This window comes from Vibrio mimicus CAIM 602, assembly GCF_000338875.1.
In the GTDB taxonomy this organism is placed as follows: Bacteria; Pseudomonadota; Gammaproteobacteria; order Enterobacterales; family Vibrionaceae; genus Vibrio; species Vibrio mimicus.
In genome coordinates, this window is record NZ_AOMO01000063.1 from 1 (window position 1) to 3908 (window position 3908).

A 3908-nucleotide genomic window follows, 5' to 3' on the forward strand; every position below is an offset into this window, starting at 1 on the left:
TGTGCTCAATATAAAAATTAAAGATGTCGGTGATACCAGCAACATCTTCAAGTTTACCTGTTCGAATTTCCACGAAATTTCCTTTTTCTTCGAGCTTTATAACGCCCGCCTAAGGGGCTGGCAACGCATAGCACTAAACTCAAACGCAACAGCCGTAACCACCGCGACTCATTGGGACTGAGAACGCCACGCGTTGACAGTCCCTCTTGAGGCGTTTGTTATAGCTCAAGCGTATACGTACTGCTCCACTCTTTTACCACGGGCATCGACTGTCACTACTTTCACATAGATTTGGTGATTTTTTGCCATATAAACTTGAGTATAAAATTCTTTGACACAATCTAGGTTAACATTGTGACTAGCCGCATGCCTTGGAAGCCACTCGCGATAGTAGCTTAGTGATTTTCTAATTCTAGGTGTTACTCGAAACAGTTCCTCTGTACGCACTGGAACCCAAGATATTTGAACGGGCTTACCTCCGTTGAGGCGAGCTAACGTGTATAAATCCTCGAAAATAAATGTCCCATCGACATAGTTACATCCACCCACGAATGAATGGGTAAAGTTGTGAGCCATTGCTTTAATTAACTTATACTTCATGCTATCCCTGAGCTATAACGCCGCGTTAAGTGGTGAACAACGCCTACCACCAAACCTAAACCATTGTACCTTAAACACTAAATTCAATTTAAACCGAAATCGCCAAGCGTTGTGAATCCGCCTTAAACGCTTTGTTATATTGATGCTGCCAAAACCAATTTATTGATTTAACTGGGATGCGAGCAACAGTAGCGAAAAAATAGCAAAGCTGTACCTGAGATCATTCCTAAGTTTTATCAACCTCTTATTATTCAGTTGATCCAGATCTTTGCCGAAAAGCATTGGGACAAATAAGAACATACCAAAATGGAACACTACGAACGGTGGAGCCCCTCTAGAACGCCAATGCTCATTCTCCATTTCATTCCATTCATCATAAAAACTCTTGCTGGATTTTATAAGCGGAAACAATGAAGCCAACACCGCACAAACCATTAGAGTGTTAAATAACTCACCCATTTTAATCCCTGAACTTGAAAAACAATATAACGCCGCATTAAGGTGTGAGCGACGCTTGGCTATACTTGAGCGAAGCGAAACTGCCGAGCGTTGCGAATCACTCTTAAATGCTTTGTTAGATGCCAGATCGCTGAACCTAATTTAGTAGTGGTAACGACACGAGATTATCGTTATGGCCTGATCATCGACTGCGTAAACAAGCCTATTAGTATCATCAATACGACGAGACCAAAAACCAGATAAGTTTTCTTTCAATGGCTCAGGTTTACCGATGCCCTCAAATGGAGAACGCTTAACATCATTAATGAGTTTATTGATGCGCTTGAGTGTTTTTTTGTCTTGAGTTTGCCAATACAGGTAGTCATCCCAAGCGTCATCAGTCCACGACAGTAAACGCTGACTACTACTCATCAATTAACTCTCGTGCTGTTGTTTTACCAGCACGGTACTGTGCTATAGAACGGTTTAAGTGTTCAGCGTTTTGAGGAGAGCGTAGCAAGTGCACTGTCTCCATAAGGCTATTGTAGTAATCTAAGGACATAACCACAGCATCTTCAGAATCACGACGTGTAATAACTGTTGTATCAGCGTCATTAACTACACCGTCCAAAACAGCTTTAAGACCATTTCTTGCTTCAGTAAAAGATACGATTCTCATAAGAACCTCCACATGTACATTTAATGGAACAAGTATAATCCTCGCCACTCTACTTGTACAGTAAATTGAACATGCGATATTGATAAGGCAACTAACGCTCTGTTAAGGTGTGAGCAACGCAATACCGATGCTTCCACATACCACCTTAACCACTAAAACCAACGCATAGTGAAAATGCCACGCGTTGCGAATCACTCTTAAACAGTTTGTTAGGCATTACTCAACAAAATCAATCACTTTTTATATTTAGTCTCGTAACCGGGGTTATCTTCAGGGCGAAGTGAGTTTGGATAGAGTAAGTCAGACTTCACATCAATAGAAACTTGTTTGATATTTCTGAACGTATCATTTGGGTAAGGAATCGCTATCATATCATTAGTAATCTTTTGGCCTTTACCACCGACTTCACCACAAAAAACCTTGATCGTTCCAACGTTAAACAAACTCTCAATTGGATTAATATTAACTTCAACATTTGTGATCTTATCGTAATCAATTACTTTATAATCAATACCCATAAAGCCACTACGAAAGAGAAGCCGCTTGTTGGAATACGCATAAAACGTGTTTGGATATACTAGCAACTTGTATAGTATTAACGCTAAACCAAACCACATTACACACCCTTCAGATAAAAGCTGCACAGGATCTGTAGAAAAAAGTTCCGAGGATGACCTGCCTAAAAATAAAAATAGCAGTATTCCACAAAAGAACACAAAAGAAGCATTTAGCATGTATGCTATAAAATAAGGCTTTCCCACCCAGAATATTTCTTCATTGTCATCTAAGACTGGTTTAAATATATCTTTCATAATATTAGTTTCTAAATAATTGCCACTGATGCCTAACGCCGCGTTAAGGGGCGCAGGCACGCAATACAAAAGCTACCGCATAGTGCCGTAACCACTAAACCCAACGCAAATTGAAAATGCCACGCGTGCCAAGTCCCGCTTTAACGCTTTGTTATATGCGTTGTTTTAACTACATAAAGACTGCTTCAACTTTGTTTCCATCAGCATCGCGGACAAATGCCGCATAGTAAGTCTCACCGTACTCTGGACGTAAGCCAGGCTTACCTGCACACGAGCCTCCAAGCTCTAATGCAGTAGCATAAAACAGGTCAACAGCTTCTTTACTTGGCGCATTGAAAGCGATGTGAGTTCCGTTACCAGAAGAAGCTCCATTTTCACATGGACAACCTACCCAAAACTCAAAATTCTCACCGTAGGCAGCCGCCACATTTTCAATGTAATGCGAACGCCTTACCGATAATGCGGATAGAACTGAATCGTAAAAAGCCACAGCAGATGCCACATTTGAAACACCAACTGAGACGTGATTTAGAATCATTTTAAGCTCCTTTTTACTCACAGATTTTGAAAGCATATAACGCCCGCCTAAGGGGCTGGCAACGCATCACAACCAAACTCAAACACAACAACCGAAACCACTTCGGCTCATTGGGACTGGAAACGCCGCGCGTTGACAGTCCCTCTTGAGGCGTTTGTTATGCTTAAGCTTCAACACTTTACATTTGAACCAACCCAAGAATAACTCACTGAAATCATTGACCAAATTTCGAATTATCTTGAATTAGAACTGACTCAAATTTTAACTATGAACTGATCAATGCATGGTTTCATTTTACAAACCAGCTAATGTTGAAACCCTCTCCGACAAACCAACTCACCACATGTTGGCGCTACAACTCAATGAGGCAATAACGCTGAAAAGTACAGCGACAAACATATTGCCGTTTCATTAGGCAGCACAAAACAATGCTCAATTGCCGACAGACTTTCAGCCCATAAGTAAAGGCGCCAAACTGCTCAAAGCGACTTGAGAGAGCAAAACTCACCTCGCGCAAACTCAACGTTCCATTGAGGCAATCACTCAGAATTTACAGCGCCAGTCACATTGCCGCTTCGTTAGGCAGCGACGAACAATATTGAATTGCCGACAAAATCTGAACGAAATGCCAAAGAAATCGATAAACACAACCTACTGATTTTTATGGATTAAGCATAACGCCCGCCTAAGGGGCTGGCAACGCATTAACACTAAACTCAAACACAACAACTGCAACCACCGCGGCTCATTGGGACTGGAAATGCCACGCGTTGACAGTCCCTCTTGAGGCGTTTGTTAGTTTCGTAGCCCATTGTTTAACAATGATTTTTAAACACATTTT

Annotated in this window: 6 protein-coding genes and 1 pseudogene; all 7 read right to left on the reverse strand. The window is 41.4% G+C overall.

Translation table 11 applies throughout. The annotated features are described in order from the left end of the window. Positions 1-73: pseudogene (locus D908_RS21970) on the reverse strand (GNAT family N-acetyltransferase); the annotation flags it as partial. Between the two features lie 152 nt (positions 74-225). Beyond that, complete coding sequence (locus D908_RS03715) at positions 226-600, reverse strand: hypothetical protein (RefSeq protein ID WP_005526634.1); 375 nt, start codon at positions 598-600, stop codon at positions 226-228. Positions 601-1200: 600 nt separating this feature from the next. Continuing rightward, a complete protein-coding gene (locus D908_RS03705) occupies positions 1201-1470 on the reverse strand; it encodes a Txe/YoeB family addiction module toxin (protein WP_005464459.1) in 270 nt (89 codons plus the stop codon). Beyond that, on the reverse strand, positions 1463-1717 hold the full coding sequence (locus D908_RS03700; protein ID WP_005526636.1) for a type II toxin-antitoxin system Phd/YefM family antitoxin: 255 nt from the start codon (positions 1715-1717) through the stop codon (positions 1463-1465). Before D908_RS03700 ends, D908_RS03705 begins: the two co-directional genes overlap by 8 nt. Before the next feature lie 233 nt (positions 1718-1950). Then, positions 1951-2529, reverse strand: coding sequence for a PH domain-containing protein (locus D908_RS03695; protein WP_005526638.1), 579 nt, complete (start codon positions 2527-2529; stop codon positions 1951-1953). Between the two features lie 169 nt (positions 2530-2698). Next, a complete protein-coding gene (locus D908_RS03690; protein WP_005526639.1) occupies positions 2699-3067 on the reverse strand; it encodes a VOC family protein in 369 nt (122 codons plus the stop codon). A 352-nt stretch (positions 3068-3419) separates the two neighbouring features. Beyond that, positions 3420-3575 carry a DUF3709 domain-containing protein gene (locus tag D908_RS21985; protein WP_390622370.1) on the reverse strand — a complete coding sequence of 52 codons (156 nt, stop codon included), beginning with the start codon at positions 3573-3575 and terminating at the stop codon, positions 3420-3422. Positions 3576-3908: the final 333 nt, after the last annotated feature.

Excerpts from the sequence above, each read along its gene's own strand:
- D908_RS03715 (WP_005526634.1), bottom strand. The coding sequence starts at position 600 with ATGAAGTATAAGTTAATTAAAGCAATGGCTCACAACTTTACCCATTCA.
- D908_RS03705 (WP_005464459.1), bottom strand. The coding sequence starts at position 1,470 with ATGAGTAGTAGTCAGCGTTTACTGTCGTGGACTGATGACGCTTGGGAT.
- D908_RS03700 (WP_005526636.1), bottom strand. The coding sequence starts at position 1,717 with ATGAGAATCGTATCTTTTACTGAAGCAAGAAATGGTCTTAAAGCTGTT.
- D908_RS03695 (WP_005526638.1), bottom strand. The coding sequence starts at position 2,529 with ATGAAAGATATATTTAAACCAGTCTTAGATGACAATGAAGAAATATTC.
- D908_RS03690 (WP_005526639.1), bottom strand. The coding sequence starts at position 3,067 with ATGATTCTAAATCACGTCTCAGTTGGTGTTTCAAATGTGGCATCTGCT.